The 13,092-nt window shown below is 69.0% G+C and carries 15 protein-coding genes and 3 pseudogenes; 11 read left to right on the forward strand and 7 right to left on the reverse strand.

What is annotated here, in order from left to right:
• Window positions 1–175 precede the first annotated feature (175 nt).
• Window positions 176–1,084 (reverse strand): class I SAM-dependent methyltransferase, encoded by a 909-nt coding sequence (locus IEZ11_RS26275; RefSeq protein WP_189265341.1) that lies wholly within the window; start codon window positions 1,082–1,084, stop codon window positions 176–178.
• A 3-nt stretch (window positions 1,085–1,087) separates the two neighbouring features.
• On the opposite strand from IEZ11_RS26275, the gene IEZ11_RS52520 reads away from it, so the two are divergent.
• Window positions 1,088–1,759, forward strand: a complete 672-nt coding sequence (locus IEZ11_RS52520; RefSeq protein WP_373294972.1) for an HAD-IA family hydrolase — start codon at window positions 1,088–1,090, stop codon at window positions 1,757–1,759.
• On the opposite strand, the pseudogene IEZ11_RS26280 reads toward IEZ11_RS52520, so the two are convergent.
• A pseudogene (locus IEZ11_RS26280) lies at window positions 1,680–2,543 on the reverse strand (NAD(P)-dependent oxidoreductase); the annotation flags it as partial. The gene IEZ11_RS52520 and the pseudogene IEZ11_RS26280 overlap by 80 nt on opposite strands.
• Window positions 2,544–2,604: 61 nt before the next feature.
• Window positions 2,605–3,003, reverse strand: coding sequence for a hypothetical protein (locus IEZ11_RS26285; protein WP_189265343.1), 399 nt, complete (start codon window positions 3,001–3,003; stop codon window positions 2,605–2,607).
• A gap of 206 nt (window positions 3,004–3,209) precedes the next feature.
• Between IEZ11_RS26285 and IEZ11_RS26290 the strand changes: the two genes are divergently transcribed.
• A complete protein-coding gene (locus IEZ11_RS26290) occupies window positions 3,210–4,625 on the forward strand; it encodes a DEAD/DEAH box helicase (protein ID WP_189265344.1) in 1,416 nt (471 codons plus the stop codon).
• Between the two features lie 224 nt (window positions 4,626–4,849).
• A complete protein-coding gene (locus IEZ11_RS26295; RefSeq protein ID WP_189265345.1) occupies window positions 4,850–5,092 on the forward strand; it encodes a DUF5302 domain-containing protein in 243 nt (80 codons plus the stop codon).
• Window positions 5,093–5,435: 343 nt separating this feature from the next.
• On the opposite strand, the gene IEZ11_RS26300 is transcribed toward IEZ11_RS26295, so the two are convergent.
• Window positions 5,436–5,687 (reverse strand): hypothetical protein, encoded by a 252-nt coding sequence (locus tag IEZ11_RS26300; RefSeq protein WP_189265346.1) that lies wholly within the window; start codon window positions 5,685–5,687, stop codon window positions 5,436–5,438.
• A gap of 97 nt (window positions 5,688–5,784) precedes the next feature.
• The gene (locus tag IEZ11_RS26305) at window positions 5,785–6,435 is read right to left on the reverse strand and encodes a hypothetical protein (protein WP_189265347.1); all 651 of its coding nucleotides are present in this window, start codon (window positions 6,433–6,435) and stop codon (window positions 5,785–5,787) included.
• Window positions 6,436–6,599: 164 nt separating this feature from the next.
• Between IEZ11_RS26305 and IEZ11_RS51085 the strand changes: the two genes are divergently transcribed.
• From IEZ11_RS51085 to IEZ11_RS26325, 3 genes are all read left to right on the forward strand, one after another.
• Entirely contained in the window at window positions 6,600–7,397 is a 798-nt protein-coding gene (locus IEZ11_RS51085; RefSeq protein ID WP_229713365.1) for a hypothetical protein, read from the forward strand.
• Between the two features lie 420 nt (window positions 7,398–7,817).
• Window positions 7,818–8,147: a WhiB family transcriptional regulator gene (locus tag IEZ11_RS26320; protein ID WP_229713366.1), complete on the forward strand. Its 330-nt coding sequence runs from the start codon at window positions 7,818–7,820 to the stop codon at window positions 8,145–8,147.
• 155 nt (window positions 8,148–8,302) lie between these two features.
• A complete protein-coding gene (locus IEZ11_RS26325) occupies window positions 8,303–9,064 on the forward strand; it encodes a hypothetical protein (RefSeq protein WP_189265349.1) in 762 nt (253 codons plus the stop codon).
• Between the two features lie 82 nt (window positions 9,065–9,146).
• Here IEZ11_RS26325 and IEZ11_RS26330 read toward each other — a convergent pair.
• A pseudogene (locus tag IEZ11_RS26330) lies at window positions 9,147–9,330 on the reverse strand (IS5/IS1182 family transposase); the annotation flags it as partial.
• A gap of 578 nt (window positions 9,331–9,908) precedes the next feature.
• On the opposite strand from IEZ11_RS26330, the gene IEZ11_RS26335 reads away from it, so the two are divergent.
• The 4 genes from IEZ11_RS26335 (at window position 9,909) to IEZ11_RS26350 (ending at window position 11,983) form a co-directional block, all read left to right on the forward strand.
• Window positions 9,909–10,121 carry a hypothetical protein gene (locus IEZ11_RS26335; protein WP_189265350.1) on the forward strand — a complete coding sequence of 71 codons (213 nt, stop codon included), beginning with the start codon at window positions 9,909–9,911 and terminating at the stop codon, window positions 10,119–10,121.
• Between the two features lie 94 nt (window positions 10,122–10,215).
• Complete coding sequence (locus IEZ11_RS26340; protein ID WP_189265351.1) at window positions 10,216–10,686, forward strand: pyridoxamine 5'-phosphate oxidase family protein; 471 nt, start codon at window positions 10,216–10,218, stop codon at window positions 10,684–10,686.
• Between the two features lie 179 nt (window positions 10,687–10,865).
• On the forward strand, window positions 10,866–11,060 hold the full coding sequence (locus IEZ11_RS26345) for a hypothetical protein (protein WP_189265352.1): 195 nt from the start codon (window positions 10,866–10,868) through the stop codon (window positions 11,058–11,060).
• 512 nt (window positions 11,061–11,572) lie between these two features.
• Window positions 11,573–11,983: an NUDIX domain-containing protein gene (locus IEZ11_RS26350; protein WP_229713367.1), complete on the forward strand. Its 411-nt coding sequence runs from the start codon at window positions 11,573–11,575 to the stop codon at window positions 11,981–11,983.
• 30 nt (window positions 11,984–12,013) lie between these two features.
• Here the strand turns inward: IEZ11_RS26350 and IEZ11_RS52765 are convergent.
• A pseudogene (locus IEZ11_RS52765) lies at window positions 12,014–12,178 on the reverse strand (IS982 family transposase); the annotation flags it as partial.
• A gap of 82 nt (window positions 12,179–12,260) precedes the next feature.
• On the opposite strand from IEZ11_RS52765, the gene IEZ11_RS26355 reads away from it, so the two are divergent.
• Window positions 12,261–12,644: a hypothetical protein gene (locus tag IEZ11_RS26355; RefSeq protein ID WP_189265353.1), complete on the forward strand. Its 384-nt coding sequence runs from the start codon at window positions 12,261–12,263 to the stop codon at window positions 12,642–12,644.
• Window positions 12,645–13,092: the final 448 nt, after the last annotated feature.

Here is a 13,092-nt window from a genome sequence, read left to right on the forward strand (position 1 = left end):
CGGCTTTCACTGTCGGTACCGTCAGGGGCGGGCGCCGCGGAGCGCGGTGCACTCGCACTACTTGATGGAGCGTCAGCGAGCACCGTTCGACGGCACGGTGTACGCGGTCTCGCACAGGAGCGACCCTCCGCGATCGAACCCTGCTGTCCCGTCTCACGTGATCTGGTCCGGTGGCTCAGCCCTCCTGGACGCCTTCGAGTTGGAAGTGCCAGATGACCACGATCGGGGAATCGTCCAGGGCCGCAGCCGACGCTTCCGGGCACCAGTGCAGCAGGTCCCAGGACGGATAGGTCGGGAGTGGGTCCGGGGCGGTGGCGGGGTTGAGGGAGTTGCGCGGACGGCGGGGTTCCTCGCAGTGCCGCACCTGGAAGCCCAGGGGGAGGGCCTCTGCGAGGTAGGCGCTGAGCGGGCGGTGGTACTCGGCGAGGAGGGAGGGGAGGCCGTCCGGGCCGGGGCGGCGGGCCAGGGTCGGCCGGAGGTAGGACACCAGCAGGTGGGCATCCGAGACGACGAGGTTTCCACCGGGGCGCAGGACGCGCGCGAACTCCGCCAGCACGGGGGCCAGTTCGGGAACATGTGCCAGAGCGAGCGTACAGACGACGGTGTCGACCGCGTTGTCGGCAAGAGGCAGCCGGTGCAGGTCGGCCTCGTGGAATTCGACGTCCGGCAGGCGCTTACGGGCCTGGGCGAGCATGTCCGGCGAGGCGTCGACGCCGATCACGTGGTGGCCGAGTTCCTGTAGGTAGGTGGTGTGTCGGCCGGTGCCGCAGGCCGCGTCCAGTGCCGTGCCGACGGGCAGACCGTCCAGGATGCGTCGGACAAGGGGCTGTTCGATGTCGATCATCTGGTTGCCGGGGGAGTCATAGTGCGGCGCCCAGTCGCGGTAGACATCGCCCGTGGTGATCGTGCCCGGATTCGCCGTGACGCCCTCGGCGTGCGCGAGGGAGGGTGTGTCCAGCAGGGTGCGGATCTCCGTGATCCGGGCCTCGACGAACGCCTGGTCGGCGCTTCCTTCCCTGAGGCCGCGCAGCAGGGCGGCCCCCTCGATTCCCAGCAGATATCCCAGGGGGCTCAGATAGGTCACCTCATGGACGGTACGGACACATGCTCCGATGGCTCCACTGGTTTTACGGGGCTGCGGGCAGCCGTCATCGCGCCCCACATTGATTCGCGTCATGTCATCGTCAGCAACCACGTGCCGGAACTCGACATCCTCCTTCAGTGTCTCGGTCTTCACCGGCATTTCCTGGCCGTGGTCAACTCTCCGCTGGTCGGCTGGGAAAAGCCTCACCGCCGGATCTTCGAGACGGCCCTTGAACGGGTCGGTCGTCCCGAACATGTCTGGATGGTCGGTGACAATCCGGTGGCCGATATTGCGGGGCGCAAGCCGTCGGAATCCCCGGAATCCTCGTCCGTCCAGGTCAGGAAGGGCTACAACCTGCGGTGCAGCGGATCCTTGAGGGAGCACCACCGTCCCGGTGATCTCTTCTCGGCACTGGGCAGACGAGGGAAACCGGCTGCCGTAGGATCCGTCGCCGTTTTTTCGATGACAGTGGCGGTCGCCCGAGCGGGCAGCAGGGCCGAAGCCGGTATCGGGCCGGTCAGGGGCGCAGCAGGCTACCGGCGTTCTCCTCCAGGAGGGCTACGGCCAGCAGTTCGCCGTCCACGGGGCCGAAGCGCTCCAGGGCCAGCCGGTGGATGCGCAACACCGTGTCGGCCATCTCGTGTGGGGTGCCGAGGTCTTGGGCCTCATCGGTGATGACCTTGAGCTGGTCGTGGATGCGGTCGAGCCCGTAGGAGCGAAGGTAGTCCCCGGTGAACAGAGCGGGCAGGTCACGGCGGATGAAGTCGCTCCCCGCCGCGCTGCCGGCCAGCGTGTCGCGCAGGGCAGCGAGGCCGATGCCCGCTCGCTGTCCGAGAAGCAGAGCCTCGGCGGTTGCCACGGCCTGCCCGAACCAGAGGAGGTTGATGAGGAGTTTCGTCGTGTAGCCGGTTCCCGGGCCGCCCATATGGTGGATCCGGTCCGATGTCGCCACCGCCTCCAACAGCGGCCTGCATCGGTCGAGGGCTTCAGCAGAACCGCCCACGAACAGGCGCAGACGCCCGTGTTCGGCGTCGTCCGGACTGCCGCCCATGGGCGCTTCGAGGACCTCGACGCCGTGGGTACCGGCCCGTTCCCGCAACTCCCGTGCGACCGCAGGGGCGTTGCTCGTCATGTCGATCCACACCGCCCCAGGAGCCAGGGCGGCGAACACGGCGTCCGGAAGCGCTGCCGCAGCCTCGTCGGGCCCAGGAACCACGGTGACCAGTACGTCCGCCCCGGCCGCGGCGGACGTGACGTCCGGTGCCCACTCCGCGCCCAACGAGCGCACCGCTTCTTCCCGTTCGGGACGCAGATCGGAAACGGTCACCCTGTGGCCCGCCGAAACGAGGCGTCCACACAGAGGTGTCCCCATGCGCCCTGCACCGACGAGGGCTACACGCGAGGGCAAAGAATCACCGCCATGCCAGTCGTTGCGTCTGTCTTCTTCTCTCCAGCGCATCCGAAAGACCGCCGCCGCCCGATCACTTGGAGACAGAACGGATCACCCGGGAACACCGCGGTCATCCTATGAGCTCGTGACGTGCCCACGACCCGGCCTTCTTGAGTCGTCGCCAGCGGATGAGGCTGCGGTCCGACGAGGCGAAGGCGTCGCCACGTTCGTGGTGGTGTTCCCGGCACACGGCCAGGCGTCCGAACTGGTGGAGCAGGGCGGAGGCCTGCCCGACGACGTAGCGGAGTCCGAGAGGCGCCGGGCCTTCGGTAACGGCATCCCAAGGGAGCACCCGCAGGTCGTCGCCCAGGACCGAGAGATCACCACCCGTCCCGGCGGAGGTGAAGAGCAGGCCGAGCGGAGGTGGGCGGCCTGCACGAACGAGGGCACCGCCCGGACGTTCGCTGGAGCGGCCCTGCCGCACACCGACCTCGCTCCGGACGATGTCCTCGTGGACCGGCGGGCGCATCTCATGCACTGGTCGTGGCCCACGCTGGGTACCGCGTTCATCGACCGGCGATCAGCCCCACGACGCGGGGCTGTCACTTTGTGTTACCCTCGTATCTTTGCGTGCTCGTGGCGGTCGGCGATTCCGGCTGTTCGGTTTCCCTTGTTCGCCGGCTGCTCATTCCTACCGGGCCTTCCTCGGTACGTCCCCCATGCGGAAGGCTCTCCATGAATCACCCCGACCGTCCCGGCACCGCCAACGGCGATGTCGCCCCGCCCGTGACCACCGCTCCCATGGTGCCCTCGGTCGCCTCCTTCGCCGGTCTGGAGCTGCCGCCCGCGGTGTTGCGAACGCTGGGCGAACGCGGTGTGCGCGAGCTCTTCCCGATCCAGGCGGCCACGCTGCCCGACTCCCTCGCGGGACGCGACGTCCTGGGGTGCGGGCGCACCGGATCGGGCAAGACGCTCGCCTTCGGCCTGCCGTTGCTCGCACGGACGGCCGGGCGGCGCGCGGAACCGAAGCAGCCCTTCGCGCTGATCCTGGTGCCCACCCGGGAGCTGGCCCAACAGGTCACCGAGGCGCTCGCGCCGTACGCCGCCGCGCTCCGGCTGCGGATGGCCACGGTCGTGGGCGGCATGTCGATCGGCCGACAGGCCGCTGCGCTGCGCGAGGGCGCCGAGGTCGTCGTAGCCACCCCCGGCCGTCTGCACGACCTCATCGAGCGCAAGGCCTGCCGCCTGGGACGAGTACGGATCACCGTCCTGGACGAGGCCGATCAGATGTGCGACATGGGCTTCCTGCCGCAAGTCACCGAGGCGCTCGACCAGGTGCACCCCGAGGGCCAGCGGATGCTGTTCTCGGCCACTCTGGACCGCGACGTCGACCAGCTGGTCCGCCGCTACCTCCACGCGCCCGTCGTCCACTCGGTCGACCCGTCCGCGGGCGCGGTCACGACGATGGACCACCATCTCCTGCTCGTCCACGGCCCCGACCGGTACGCCGTCGCCACGGAGATCGCCGCCCGCGACGGCCGCGTACTGCTGTTCCTGGACACCAAGCACGCCGTCGACCAGCTCACCCGGCACCTGCGGGCCAGCGGAGTGGACGCCACGGCCCTGCACAGCGGCAAGTCCCAGCCGCAGCGCACACGGACCCTGGCACAGTTCAAGAGCGGCCAGCTCGGCGTTCTGGTGGCGACCAATGTCGCGGCCCGTGGCCTGCACGTCGACGACCTCGATCTCGTGGTCAACGTCGATCCGCCCACCGACCTCAAGGATTACGTGCACCGTGCGGGCCGTACCGCCCGAGCCGGCGAGTCCGGCAGCGTGGTCACGTTGGTACTGGCGGGCCAGCGCCGGGAGATGAGCCGACTGCTGACAGAGGCCGGCATCGAGCCGACCGTCACCAAGGTGCGCTCGGGCGAGGCGGAACTGAGCCGGATCACCGGGGCCAAGGCCCCCTCCGGTACCCCCCTCGACGGCGGTCCCGCCGCGCCCCGGCCCAAGAACACCAATGCTCCCTTCCGCGGGCTGGGCACCAGCAAGGACACCTCCCGCGGTGCCGGCGGCAGGTCCCGAAAGGCCGGCGAGGCCCGCAAGCTCGCGGAGGCCCGCAAGGCGGCCATGGTGCGTCGCGGCGGCTGAGAGCCGTTCCCTGCCGGCCGAATGTTCCTGACCACGCGGTGCGGAACATCCGGCACGGCTCGAAGCCCTGCTCGGCCGTGCGCCTACAAGACGAACGCCCTCACGGGATGCCCGGCCAGGAGGCGATACCCGCCGAAGCCAGGCCAAGACGATGTTGCTGGCGCCCCGCAGCGCGCCCGGCATGACAAGCTGTGCTTCCCACCGCTCGAACCCAGGAGGCCACCATGACCGTAGAGTCCGCATCCGAAGAAGGTTCGGAGCCTGCTGCCCCCGAGACGCCCGCTCTGGCGCCCGACGACGACGGCCACTACGACCTGAAGCGCAAGTTCCGGGAAGCCCTGGCGCGCAAGCGCGGTGAGCAGGCGGACTCCGCCGACCTCGCCTCGAACGTCGACGCGTCGAAGGTCCGTAGGGCGAACGGCCCGGCCGCGAGCCAGCGGTCGTTCCGGCGCAAGAGCGGTGGCTGAGTCGATCAGTTCCCTGACCCGGTCGCCCTGCGGCACACCCTCTGGGCGCCACGGAGTCATCGACCTGGCGGTGTGTGCGACTGCCGCACACCGTGGGCACACCGCCCTTCACGTGGACAGAGACTTCCCGACGACCGCCCGAATCCTCAAGGAAGTTGAGCAGTGAGACGCACGACCCCGGCCACTCGCTGACCGCTGCCCTCATCACTCGCCCAGGACGGTGAACACGGTTGGCCTGTGCCGCCGCCGCTTCGGCCGGCGGCGCGGGACCGGCCACGCGGACCGGATTCCGTGCTGAATCAGCGGGCGCCCGGCGGAGCTCCGAGGATGCGGGGCGTTCGCCTCAGGGCTGGATGAACTCCCCACCAGGGCTCAGCAGTCCTAGCGTCGGGCCCGGTACCTTCTCCGGAGCGTACGCACGCGGCAGGTTGGCCGGTGCGCGGGGCGGCGAGAACACCGGCCGGCCGGCACCGCAGCCGAGAGGCAGCTCAGCACCGCCCAGCACGAACTCCACGCGCTCTCCCGTCGGGATCAGCGTGAGCTGCGCAGCGCCCGGCAGCAGGGCGATCCCGATCCCGATATCGCTGTAGAGCACATACCGGTCGCGGGACCAGATGAACCGAACCGACGCCGACCATCCACCCTCCCGGAACCGGCGCGGGTGCGCTCGTCGGCGGCAGGGCGCCGCTCGATCACCACCCCTCTGGCTGGGCGGGGCGGGCTGACGGGACGCCTTGGCGGCGTACGAGCAGGCATGCGGGCCGCCACAGTGCGAAGGCCAGGCCGAGGGCGAGCGGGATCTGCAGGAGCCGCTGGATCACCGGAGGCCCGGGTTTGTCCCCCCGCCTGAGCGGGACACTGCCCAGCGGATCGACGGTCACCGTGTAGGTGCCGCCTACCACCCACTTCCAGCCCATGAGCCCGTTCTCCTCGAACGGAGCCAGCGGCGGGCCGTCGACGACGGTGACCGTGTAGAGGTGGGCGCTGTCCCCCATGCCGTCGCCGGCGGACCACTGAATCTGTCGGACCCTGACGTGTTCGGTACGCCCGTACTGGTGCAGTACCTGCTGATCCAGCTCCAGGTTCTGCAGGATCAGGACCCCGAGGAGGCACAGCGCGCACAGCAGCCACCGGATGTCCGAGTACCAGCAGGAGCAGAAGATCACGCAGCCGAGGAGGATCACCAGTGTCACCAGCACGTCGATCCACTGGGCGTGCGTGACGAAGGCCGTGCGCACGACCAGACGCACGATCGCCCACAGCGCCAATGCCGCGCCGATGCTCGTGGCGCCCACCAGTACCCGCCGGCCCACGCGTACCCGCCCTGCGCGTACTTCCTCCACGCTCAACCTCACCCCTGATCTCGATGATCTCGATGAAACCTCCGGCCTGGTGGTGCACGCGTTCCAATCTATGGATTGTTCAACGATCCTTCAATAGGATGGTTCAACGCTCGGGCGTCTGCTTCGCGGACGCGGAACGGTAACCAACCGGAGGGCTGGAGGAGATGAGCTGGCATCAGTTCGAACAGGTCGACGACAACGGGCGGATCCTGTTCAGCGACGACCCCGCGCTGCGGCTTGAGTGCGTGCTGATGGTTCTGGAGACCGCGGAAGGCACGATCACCCTCGATCCCGCACAGACACGTCACATGCCCACTGCGCTCTTCGAGTTCAGGCATGCCCTGGGCGTGGGCGAGTTCGGGTACGTCGTGCCGGAGGGGGCCTCGCTCGACGGGATACCCGAGGAACCGCAGATCGAAAGCGCCATCCTGTTCGGCATGAGGCGCCTACCGCCCGAGTTCTCCGACCTGCGCCTGCCCGACCGGCCAGGATCCGGCGATGACGGGGTCCACCTCGACGAGAAGCGGCCCACCATATTCGACGAACTGCGCATGCGCGAGCCACTGCGACGCGACCCCGACGAGGTCAGCTTCGGCATGAGACGCAGGCCGCCCGGCTACGTCGACCTGCGCTCGATCCCCGGATGGGAGCTGCACGAGATTCCCGATGAACAGCCAAAACTGGCGCGACGCCTCGGATACACCTACTCCCGGCTGGAACTGCGGACGCCCGACGGTGAGATCTACTCCCGGACCTGGGTCCCGCACGACCCCGAGTGGGCGACCGCCGCCCTGCGCCACGGATACGTCGTGTGCCTGTGCGGCGTGGAACTGGGGATCCGCGCACCGTACGCGATGTCCGACGCGCAGCACACCCCGGGCATGCGCTACGAGTCCTTCCGCCACGGATGCGCGGTGGGTCTGACCGTCGGCGGACTCGTCGCCTACGTCGACCACCGCTGACTCGCAACACCGAGCCGACGCGCTTCGCGTACGAACTGGGCCGGCCGGGGCCTCGACGAGGTGGCGGCGGATCTCGACGGCGAGTGCGGGTGACTCCACACAAACGACGACCTGTGGATCGCTCACGCCTTCGTCAACGGCGACGAGATCACCGGCAGGATCGACGACCCCATCGAGAAGTCCCACGCCGGCTTGTTCGCAGCGATCCGTCAGCACGCCGGTGCGATGACGGGCAAGGCGCCGCTGCCGTCCATGCCCGGCCGCCGGGCTCGGTGGGGGGTGTCGTCAGGTCTTCGTTCACTCATAGGGATTGCTGTCGCGCCACGATGTGCCATGTACCGCGCGTCTGTCGTAGCGTTCTCGCACTGCGCCTGCCCGGGGGAGTGCGGCGGGCGGTACCGGGGAGAGGACGGCGTCGGGGTGGCCGGGGATGATCAGGAGTGGGGTGCGCGGGCGGTCTGCCGGAGTGCTGATCCGGAGGAGTTGTTCGTCGAGGGAGCGGCACAGAACCGGGCCAAGGCCGTGTGCCGTGGCTGTCCGGTGCGCACCGAATGCCTTGCGTACGCCCTTGACCACCGTATCGAGTACGGCATTTGGGGCGGCATGACCGAGCGGGAACGGCGCGCGCTGCTGCGCCGCCGGCCGACGGTGACCTCATGGCGCCTGCTACTGGAGTCGGCGCGCGCCGAGTACGGCCGCCAGGACGCAGGAGACCAGGAGACGGGCGGAAGTTCGTCCCAGACGGCCTGAGCCTCGCGGACCCCGGACTGCCGCGGGGCGTGGGCGGCACCAAGCGGCAACTTCGCACGCGAGCCCCAGATGCCTGCGCTCATCGACGACGGCTGTGTCCCACTCGCACTTCTGACTAGTCTGCGGGCATGACGGAGGATCTAGGGTTCGGGGCGATGCTGGCGTGGCTGTTGGACCACAGAGACCTCGGCGCGCAGGAACTGGCCGACCGCGCTGGGTCGAACGCAGACGAGGTCCGCGCGGTGCTCGCAGGGGACAGCCCGGGCGAGGAACTCCTTCGACGGCTTGGTCCCGCGCTGGGCTTCCACGCCGTCGACCTGTTCATCCTCGCGAGGCTGGCGGTCCCGGACGACATGGCGCCCTTGGACGCCACAGCCGCGACCTGGGTGAGGAGCACGGTGACGAATGCGGTACATCTCCCCGCAGCGGGGCGCCACGAACTTCTGCGGCTGGTCCGCTCACTGCCGCAGGAGGAACGGTGTTCCAGCTTCGCCCCGAAGCCGCTCATGCCTCTCACCGGCGGTCCGGGCGCTTGGGTCGTCCGCATGCTCCAGTACCGCAATCTGAACTGGAGCGGCATGGCGATGACGCTTGCGCTCGTGACGCCGACGTACCTGTCTGCCGCCACTTACGGGGTGATCGGCTCTGGCCGCAAGGAGTTGACCCCGCGCCTGGTGACGGACTTCGCGGCCCTGCTGGGGATCGACACCCGCGAACTGGCCGCCCTGACGGGGGTCGTCCTGAGCGAGGTGCCACCGCCTCAGCCCCCGCGGGCCGTGGATGCCGCGGCGCTGCTCTGGGAGATGCGGCGTCTCTCCGCTGAACAGGCACGACACGTCTCCGATTTGGCACGTTCCAAGCGAAGCGACTCCCATGCCGCGCACCTCATGGAACTGCCTGGATCCGACACCTGCTGACAGTCCTGGTGAACCAGATCAACTGGGACGCCGAGCCAATCGCAGGCGCCTCATGACGCAGACTTCGAACAACATCCCTGACCGTGATTCGGGTCGTTGAGCAGCGCGGTGTACGGGGGCCGCCCGGACTTGCGGGTGGCGATGGCTCGTTCGACCAGTGCACGGATCTTCGCGTGGGACCGATTGACAGCCTGGTACTCGACGGACAAGTTCCGCCACCGGCCTCGGAATGGGGGACGGACCGTGCCGCCTCTGCCCCGGTAGCCGGATGGACGGTACCGGCCACGGCCGGTGGTGAGCAGAGTGAGTCGGTGCCGGCGATCTCGCACCGACTCAGGGTCGTAGAGATGCGGCGACACCGGCCAACTGGCGGCCCCACGCTGACGTACGCACTGGACTGGTCCCACTGGCGCCGCCGTCACCAGGCCACCGCACGCCGCTGCCACTACCGTCGCCGCACCCGAAGTCGCGAACTCCCGCCATCTGACGACACATCACCCAAGGGCCCTGACGAACATGCCCCTTGTACAGCGGGAATAGTAAATCGCAACCGGAGAGGTGGTGATGAAGGGCGTTGGGGCGGTGAGCAGCCGGCGGATGACGGCGCGGGCTGCCAACGGAGCCTGTCCGGTAGCAAGTCTGACGTTCAGTGGCTGCCCACCACCCGCACCGGGACCTTCTTCGCCACGGCCAGCGGCGGCATCGGCTGGGACACCCCACCGCCGTCGGTGTCGCGCTCGGCGACCGGTCTACGCGGTCATGCACATCCAGAAGTACTCGATCCTCAAGTCGTTCGCGGTGCTGGAGGAGACACCCGGTATCCCCGGCCTCGACAACGGCAGCAATGGACTTCGGACTGAAGGGCCTGGTGTACGTCGTCACCGGCGGCACCCGGGGACTCTGCGGGGCCTCGGACCCCGCCCGATTCTCCGGACTCGACGAGAGCCGGACCATGGTCGTGCTCCAGGACGGCCCGGCCCGGTCCGCCGTCGAAGGCGGCCGCGTACTGCCCGAACCCGGCGAAGCGAAGGAGTGGCTGAGCCGCACCACAACCTGACGCAGCCTGCCCCGTACGAGGGTGGCCCTCCGTCATGCGGCCTAGGTCCGCCGCCGGATGCGGCAGGGCGTCGCACGCCATAACCTCACCACACATGACGACAGTTGACTCTCATTCCAGCGGCCCGCGTAACTCGGAACAGCGCAAGCGCGAGGCGCTTGGACGGCTGGCGCGGGACAACGACGCATGGGTCGCCACGGCCGACGCTGTCGGCGAGCCGTGTCTCGTTCCGCTGGCGTTCTGGTGGGACGGCGAGGCGGTGTGGCTGTCCACCCGCGACACCAACCCGACCGGGCGCAACCTGTGCTCCTCGGGCCGGGTCCGGCTCAGCTTCGGCCATAGCCGCGACGTGGTCCTGATCCACGGCACCGCGCGCATGCTGACTCGCGAGGAGCTTCCGGCCGAGGTTGGCGACGCGTTCGCCGCCAAGGACGGTTGGGACCCTCGCGAGGACCATCCCTCGTACGTCTTCTTCCAGGTCACCCCGCAGGTGCTGCAGGCATGGGGAACGGTTCCCGAGATGGCCGGACGAACCCTGATGCGAGACGGGAAGTGGCTGGTCTAGGGCAGGTCTCGAACGGGTCGCCACCACTTGTCGATGACCACGGTCGGCACGGTCGACCCCAGCTATCCGGCTGTGTGCCGCAGTCCGGCCAGGACCACATCCGTGATCCTTTCCGCCTCGGTGCGGGTGAAGTGGTGAAGGGGTGCAGGCCGCGGCTGACGTACAGGTGGAGCGGGCCGGTGAGCATCACGGGGTCGGACAAGCCCGGCCACGCCGTGGAACTGCCGTCCTCCGAGGACTGGATGCCGCTCGCCCAGTGGGACATCGGTCTCCGAGGACGGGAGTGTTCCACCCTGCATTGGGTGATCCCGAGGCAGGACCTGGCCGAGCGTCGCTTCGACGGTGCGCACGTCTCGTTCTTCTGGAACCCCTGAGCCGATCCGGACCCACCGCGCCGGTCCCCAGGCACGCCACCGCGGCAGGCGGCCCACCCGTCCGGCCTGGGGCGCCGCTCGGCATCCGGGACCGCGCCGGCAACGACGGGCGCCGAGGGCAGTCCACGTGGTCCACATCCAGCGGCTGCTGAACCCAGCGGCTGCTGGAAGGCGCGACAGGCCCGGGAAAGCCGCACGACCGTGCGGAGGGCGCGGCTCGATGCTCCCACCTAGCTCCGACCGAGTGCAGGCAGGCCGTGGGGGGGAGAGGAGGAGGCCCCACTGGCATCCGGTGCGGGGCTGGCGGAGGGATGCTGAGCCTTCCAGGAGGCGGTGACGGGCTCGATCAACGCCCACCCCGGAACCGGCACGGAGGTGTCAGGCAGCCGGGGCGGCGTGATGGGCCCTCGCCGAACGAGGTGGCCCCCCCGCCGAACTCACCCCTCGCCCACCACGCACGTCAGACACTGGCGCATGCCGCCCACCGACCGGCCGACGGAGGCACCCCAGGCGTGGTTCAGCGGAGCATCGACGACCAGCCCAGAGCCCTGTCCCCGGCAGTCGACTCCATGACCCTGTCGGCCGCCGCCGTCATCGTCCACGACACGGCCACCCAGCGCGTCGTCCTCCTCCAGCGCAGCCAGCACGCCAAGTTCGCCCAGGGCATGTGGGACCTCCCTGTCGGCAGGAGTGAACCCGGCGAGCCCATCACCGAGACCGCGGTACGGGAGCTGCACGAAGAAACCGGCCTGACCGTGACACCCGAGTCCTTCACAGCCGCCCATATCGAACCCCGCAAACACGCCCAGGGCCGCTGGGTCGGCACGGCTACCATCGCCGAAGACTTCGTCGACGCCACCGCCAGTGCCCTGCGGCGCTACCTCACGTGCGGCCCGCAGGTGTCCCTCCACGGCCGGCAGTAGTAGCCGTACGCCCCCGGTATTCGGTGGCGCCGCTGCGCCGATCCGGTTGACGCTTCGCATCAGACCGGCGGCTTTGCGCAGCCGCTGGTCGTAGCCGAGCTGTTGGGGCAGGCAGGGAAGAGACGGCGCCGGCTCGGGATGCTTCTTCAGCAAGCCGTCGGTCGCCGCATAGAGTGCCGTCACGAGGGTGTCCACGTCGTTCGTAACAAAACGATCCTGGATGCCCTCGTCCTCGTCTCCGCAGGCACCCCTTGGACCACACCACCAGGAGGAATCAGTGTCGTACCCGCACCTGCTCACCCCTGAGGAGAGACTCGCCGACGCGAAGAAGCAGCTGAGCCTCCCGCGTATCGTCGTGATCTGCGGCTCCACCCGCTTCATGACCGAGATGACCGAGGCCGATCTGCGGGAGACCGAAGCCGGAAGGATTGTTGTCAAGCCGGGCTGTGACTTGAAGTCGCCGCACGAACTCTGGTCCGATCCTGTCGAGGCCGTGGCGCTTAAGGCTCGACTCGACGATCTGCACCGAGCGAAGATCCGGCTCGCTGATGAGGTGCTCGTCGTCGGCGACTACATCGGAGACAGCACCCGAGCCGAAATCGCCTACGCCCGGTCGCTGGGCAAGCCCGTGCGGTTCACGCACCCCGAAGTCGACGCCTGACCGCCCGCTGCCCTCCACAGGCATTCCTGACACCTGACCAGCACGAAGGTCGTCGCGATGAGTTCGCCGCAGCGAGATGCCCCGCGAGGTGCGTTCGCTGAACTCGCGTGCTCCCGGGCGGAGTTCCCCCTCTGCCTGCCCCGGCGCCCCGGCGCCTTGTTCGAGCTGAGGGACGCCTTGCCGTGGTCCGGCGTCCCGGTGACGACGCTGGTCGAGCTGTCCTCCTCGTCTGAGCATCAGCGTCGGCACAGTGCCGTTGCACGGCGGGTCGAACCGTGGCCTCCCGGTCCTGGTCGTCGATGCCAGCAACTGGTCGCGGCCGGACGTCGCGGACTTCGCCGCCTCGCACCAGCAGCAAAGCTGCATGAACGCCAAGCTGAGAACGGACAGTGGACAGGCGACAGGCTGAACGGCGGCCAGAAGGAAGCGGGGTCTGGCGTTTTCGTGC

The organism is Streptomyces fuscichromogenes, assembly GCF_014645815.1.
GTDB classification, from domain to species: domain Bacteria; phylum Actinomycetota; class Actinomycetes; order Streptomycetales; family Streptomycetaceae; genus Streptomyces; species Streptomyces fuscichromogenes.